3 protein-coding genes and 1 pseudogene are annotated in these 5,007 nt (G+C 69.9%); 2 read left to right on the top strand and 2 right to left on the bottom strand.

Annotation, left to right across the window (positions count from 1 at the left end; translation table 11 throughout):
* Positions 1-138: pseudogene (locus NBW84_RS24635) on the bottom strand (AAA family ATPase); the annotation flags it as partial.
* Between the two features lie 148 nt (positions 139-286).
* Positions 287-1,540 (bottom strand): ATP-binding protein, encoded by a 1,254-nt coding sequence (locus tag NBW84_RS22510; protein WP_250287210.1) that lies wholly within the window; start codon positions 1,538-1,540, stop codon positions 287-289.
* A gap of 395 nt (positions 1,541-1,935) precedes the next feature.
* Here NBW84_RS22510 and aspS point away from each other — a divergent pair, with 395 nt between their 5' ends.
* A complete protein-coding gene (gene aspS / locus NBW84_RS22505) occupies positions 1,936-3,675 on the top strand; it encodes an aspartate--tRNA ligase (protein ID WP_250287207.1) in 1,740 nt (579 codons plus the stop codon).
* Between the two features lie 243 nt (positions 3,676-3,918).
* A partial coding sequence (locus NBW84_RS22500) for a glutamate--cysteine ligase (RefSeq protein WP_250287206.1) occupies positions 3,919-5,007 on the top strand: 1,089 nt, incomplete at its 3' end.

The following is a 5,007-nucleotide window of genomic DNA, read 5'->3' as shown; positions in this document are numbered from 1 at the left end:
CTCCAGCGCGGAGACGAAGTTGCTCTTGCCCGCCCCGTTCGGGCCGATCAGGACGTTCAGCCCGCCCAGCCGGACCCGCGTCGAGCGGATCGAGGTGTACCCCTCGACCGTCACCGCCGCAAGCCGACCTGCCGTCATACGATCACTCTACGGCGGGCACCACCGCGGGCGGCGTCTGGCTGTGCGTCCGGGCTGGCCGGGGGAGCGGAACGTGCGCCGTTCACCGGCCCGTTCCCGCCCGACCTGCGAGAACGACCTCACCGGACTCGCGGGGTCAGGTGGGTCATCAGGGGGTCAGGTTCCACAGGGCGTCGAGGGGGAGGGCGGAGAGGCGGTCGCCGAAGGGTAGGGTCTGCTGGCCGGTGTAGAGGACGTAGCCGGCTACGAAGCGTGGGCCGAGCAGGTTGGCGAGGTGGCGTAGGCCGGCGAGGTCCTCGGTGCGGACGGTGGCGCCGGCTTTGACCTCGATCCCGACGACACGGCCGTCGGGGGTCTCCAGCAGTGCGTCCACCTCGACCTTGTCCTTCGTCCGGTAGTGGTAGAGGCGGGCGGACTGCTCGTTCCAGCCGAGTTGGCGGGCGAGTTCGGTGAGGACGAAGTTCTCGACCATCGGGCCGGCGGTGCCGTCGGGTTCCCCGAGCCGGGCCGCGTCCTGCCCCAGCAGATGGCAGGCTATGCCGCTGTCCACGTATGCCAGCTTCGGTGTGCCGACCGCCCGGTGGGTGTGGCCGGTGGACCAGGCCGGAACCAGCTTGATGAGAAAGACCGCGGACAGCAGGTCCAGGTAGCGGTTGAGAGTGGTTCTGGGGATGCCGGACTGTGACGCGAGCGCGCCGGGTACCAGCAGCCCACCGGACCGGCTCGCGAGCAGGGCGAGCAGTTGGTGCAGCTCACCGCGGCGCTGGATGGCGGACAGTTCGGTGACGTCCCGGGCGATGAGGGTGGACAGGTAGGAGTCGAAGAACGCCGTCCGGCGGCGGGGTGAGCGCCGCACCGCTTCGGGGTAGCCGCCGCGGACGATGCGTTCGAGGTAGTCGCGGCGTCGCAGCGGCGAGGTGCGGCTGAGCCCGGGGCCGTGGGTGAAGGCCGCGTCGACGAAGTGGTCCGGCGTCCCGTCGATCTCTCCCTGTGAGAACGGCCACAGTTCGATGGTCTCGATGCGCCCGGGGAGCGCGTCCGGAAGGTCGCGTAGGGCGAGGATCTGAGCGGAGCCGGTCAGGAGGAAGCGGCCGGGCCGGGGGTCGGTGTCCACCGCCACCTTGATCGAACGGAACAGTTCGGGGGCGAGCTGGACCTCGTCCACGACCAACAGGCCGTCGTGGTCGATGAAGCCTGTCGGGTCGTCGTGCGCGGCGCGCAGCGTGGCGGGGTCGTCGAGCAGGCGGATCAGCGGGTTGGCGGTGGCGGCGGCGGCCAGCCGGGCGAGGGTGCTCTTGCCGGCCTGTCGCGCGCCGTTGATCGCGACGACTCTGGTGTCTCCCAGCGCCTCCACGATGAGTGCCTCCGCCTTGCGTCTGATCAGCGCGCCTGATGCGTTCACACCACCATTATGGACACTTGGCCGCCATGATCGTGGTCATCTGGTCGCATGGTCTGTGGACAGTTGGACGCAGGTATCGTGGTCACCTGGACACTGTCCTTGCGGTTATCTGGTCGGACGGGTCGTGGTGAAATGGACGCTCGGTGCGTGGGCGGGTGGCCTTGCGCCGCGTGGACGATCGGCCGCTGGGATGCCTGATCGTGGTGGTGCCCTGACGGATCCGTGGCGGCATGGCTTCGTGACGGTGACGGGCGGTGGGCGTGAATGTTCGTTCGGTTGCGGCGCTGGCGGCCGGTAAGGTCGGTCGCGGTACGGGCGTCGTGATACGGGCGTGCTCGGGCGCCTGAAGCAACCACGGCAGGCCCAGGAACTACAGCGAACGGGCGGAACGGTCGATGAAGACGGCGATGCGGTCACACCTGTGCGGTGCGCTGCGCACGGAGCACATCGGTGCGACGGTTACGGTATGCGGCTGGGTGGCCCGCCGCCGCCAGCACGGCCAGTCGCTGATGTTCGTCGATCTGCGGGATCACTCCGGCCAGGTGCAGTGCGTGGTGGACGGCTCCGTCGACGTCCGCTCCGAGTATGTCGTCGCCGTCACCGCGACGGTGGCGGCCCGGCCCGAGGGGACGATCAACCCCAACCTGGCCACCGGCGAGATCGAGCTGCACGACTGCGTGGTGACGGTCCTCTCCGCGGCGCTGCCGCCGCCGTTCCCGATCGACGAGCGGGCGGACTCGGTCGACGAGGCGACCCGGCTCACCTACCGCTACCTGGACCTGCGCCGCGAGCGCATGCAGCGCAACCTGCGCACCCGCTCGGCGGTGCTGGCCGCGCTGCGCTCGGAGCTGGTACCGCGGGAGTTCGTCGAGGTCGAGACGCCGCTGCTGATGCCCTCCACGCCGGAGGGGGCGCGGGAGTTCGTCGTGCCGTCCCGGCAGTTCCCGGGCAGTTTCTACGCGCTGCCGCAGTCCCCGCAGCTGTTCAAACAGCTCCTGATGGTGGGCGGCGCCGACCGTTACTTCCAGTTCGCCCGCTGCCTGCGTGACGAGGACCTGCGCGCCGACCGGCAGTACGAGTTCACCCAGCTCGACGTCGAGATGAGCTTTGTCGACCAGGACGACGTCCTGGAGGTGATCTCCGCCGCGGTGCTGACCGCCGCGCGGGCCGTCACCGGCGGGCCGGTCGCGCCGATCGAGCGGATCACCTGGCACGAGGCCATGGACCGTTTCGGCGTGGACAAGCCCGACCTGCGCTTCGGCCTGGAGCTCGTCGAGCTGACCGGGGTCTTCACGGGCAGCGGCTTCCAGGCGTTCGCCGGGGCGCCGTCGGTGAAGGGCATCCGGGTGCCTGGCGGTTCGGCCACCCACAATCGCAAGGCGCTGGACGCGCTGACCGACCGGGCCAAGCAGCTTGGCGCGAAGGGCCTGGTGTGGATGCGGGTCGGTGCCGAGGGGTCGCTGGAGTCGCCGGTGGCGAAGTTCCTCTCCGCCGCCGAACTGGCCGGGATCGTGAAGGCGACCGGCGGTGAGGACGGCGACCTGCTGCTGCTGGTCGCCGACGAGTGGGCGACGGTCTGCGAGGTGCTCGGCCAGCTCCGTAACGACCTCGGCCGCCCGCCGGCCGGCGAGGGCGGGTTTCGTTTCGTCTGGGTCACCGACTTCCCGCTGTTCGTCGGGGTCGATGCGCAGACCGGGCGGCCCAAGCCCGGCCACCACCCCTTCACCCGGCCGCACCCCGACGACCTCGACAAGCTCGAGACCGAGCCGCTGGCCGTGCGCAGCCGCGCCTACGACCTGGTGCTTAACGGCTGGGAGCTCGGCTCGGGATCGATCCGGATCCACGAGCCCGACCTGCAGCAGCGCATCTTCGCCGCGCTGGGGATCTCGGCGGCGGAGGCCGACCGCCGGTTCGGTTTCTTCCTGACGCCGTTCTCCTACGGGGCCCCGCCGCACGGCGGTTTCGCCGTCGGTATCGACCGGCTGGTGGCGATCCTCGCCGGCGAGGACAACATCCGCGAGGTCATCGCCTTCCCGAAAACCCAGTCCGGACTTGACCCGATGACCGGCGCGCCGACTCCGATCGACGCCCGGCAGGTGCGTGAGCTGGGCATCCGGGTACTCCCGACAGCGTAAACGCCGCCACCTTCACCTGCCACCACACGCGAATTCCCCTGCCTGGCAGGACCTGGCGGGCTCTTGACCGGGTGAAACCGCCTCCGGCGGCGTCCCGGCCGTTTTACGGTTACCTGGCCGCATCACGTGTCGTGGCGTGGGTATGACCGGTGAATCCGTCCCGGACGGGCATCGGGGCCGGCTGGTTCGGCTTCGGGCGGGTTGGCCGTGGATCACGCGCCGGATACGACAGGAGGCCCGGGAATGCAGATACCGTTCTCGCCGTCACCGACATCCAGTCTCGGCGTCGAGTGGGAGCTGGCGCTGGTCGACCGCCGTACCCGTCAGCTTCGCGGGGCGGCGACCGCCATCCTCGACGAGTATCAGGCCAAGATCGGTGAACATGCCGAACAGCGGGCCAAACACGAGCTGTTCGAGTCGGTCATCGAGGTCGTCACCGGGGTCTGCGACACGGTCGCCGACGCCAAGGCCGACCTGGCCGTGACCGTCGGTCTCATCGAGGATCTGGCCGCGTCGCGCGGGCTTGCCCTGATGTGCAGCGGTACCCACCCGATCACCAGTTATGCCAGCCAGCAGATCAGTCCCGACCCGCGCTACCGCTCCATCCTGGAACGCATGCAGTGGGTCGCCCGACGCCTGCTGATTTTCGGCGTGCACGTACATGTCGGCGTTCCCGCGCAGGAGCGGGCGATTCCCGTCGTGAACGCGCTCGTCGGCTACATCCCGCATTTCCTCGCGTTGTCGGCGTCCTCGCCGTTCTGGCTGGGTCTGGACACGGGGCTGGCGTCGTCGCGCTCGAAGGTGTTCGAGAGCCTGCCCACCGCCGGCCTGCCGTACCTTCTGTCGGACTGGGAGCAGTTCGAGCGGTTCATGGGGACGCTGGTGTCGTCCGGGACGGTGGAGACCATCCGTGAGGTGTGGTGGGACGTCCGGCCGCACCCGGACTTCGGCACGGTGGAGCTGCGTATCTGTGACGGCCTGCCGACCCTGCTGGAGGTCGGGGCGATCGCCGCGCTGACCCAGTGCCTGGTCGACCGGATGAACACCCGGCTCGACCAGGGCCACCGGCTGCCGACGCCGCAGCGCTGGGTGGTGCAGGAGAACAAGTGGCGGGCCGCCCGGTACGGCCTGGACGCCGAGATCCTGCTCGACGAGGGGGGCACGACCCGCCGTGTCCGGGACGAGATCGCCGTTCTCGTCGACGATCTGCTGCCCGTCGCGCGGCGGCTGGAATGCGTCGACGAACTCACCGACGTCCTGCACATTCTTCAGGTCGGCTCGAGCTGCGACCGCCAGCGCGCGGTGGCGCGGCAGGCCGACGGGGATCTCGCC

This window comes from Protofrankia sp. CiP1_Cm_nod2, from assembly GCF_920664355.1.
Lineage (GTDB): Bacteria > Actinomycetota > Actinomycetes > Frankiales > Frankiaceae > Protofrankia.
Note: the sequence above shows the minus strand (reverse complement) of the source record. Positions and strands in the feature narration are given on the sequence as shown.